At 46.7% G+C, this 589-nt stretch carries 2 tRNA genes and 2 rRNA genes; all 4 read left to right on the top strand.

The features are described 5' to 3' along the window. A 16S ribosomal RNA gene (locus SM124_RS23980) occupies positions 1 to 114 on the top strand; the annotation flags it as partial. A 69-nt stretch (positions 115 to 183) separates the two neighbouring features. Further along, positions 184 to 260: transfer RNA gene (locus tag SM124_RS23975), tRNA-Ile, on the top strand. A gap of 25 nt (positions 261 to 285) precedes the next feature. Next, positions 286 to 361 (top strand) — tRNA-Ala (locus tag SM124_RS23970). A 104-nt stretch (positions 362 to 465) separates the two neighbouring features. Next, positions 466 to 589, top strand: a 23S ribosomal RNA gene (locus SM124_RS23965); the annotation flags it as partial.

The raw sequence follows: 589 nt of genomic DNA, 5'->3' as shown, positions 1-589 counted from the left end.
CCCGAAGTCGGTGGGGTAACCGTAAGGAGCCAGCCGCCTAAGGTGGGACAGATGATTGGGGTGAAGTCGTAACAAGGTAGCCGTATCGGAAGGTGCGGCTGGATCACCTCCTTTCTAAGGATTTTTACAAGAACGTGATGATATGATTTGTTTAGTTTTGAGAGAAACATCTTCTCTTAATATGGGCCTATAGCTCAGCTGGTTAGAGCGCACGCCTGATAAGCGTGAGGTCGATGGTTCGAGTCCATTTAGGCCCACCATTTGAAATTCTCATATTACTATATTGGGGCCTTAGCTCAGCTGGGAGAGCGCCTGCCTTGCACGCAGGAGGTCAGCGGTTCGATCCCGCTAGGCTCCACCAAACAAGTAAACCTTTTAGGTTTGCTATTTTGTTCCTTGAAAACTAGATAACAAAAATTGACAAGACATCATTAAAAAACAAGTAAGTTCTTTTAAATTAACTTAGGTTAAGTTAGAAAGGGCGCACGGTGGATGCCTTGGCACTAGGAGCCGATGAAGGACGGGACTAACACCGATATGCTTCGGGGAGCTGTAAGTAAGCTTTGATCCGGAGATTTCCGAATGGGGA

This window comes from Robertmurraya mangrovi (assembly GCF_034427655.1).
GTDB lineage: Bacteria > Bacillota > Bacilli > Bacillales > Cytobacillaceae > Robertmurraya_A > Robertmurraya_A mangrovi.
The sequence above is the reverse complement of the archived record's forward strand: the minus strand, read 5'-3'. Positions and strand labels throughout refer to the sequence as shown.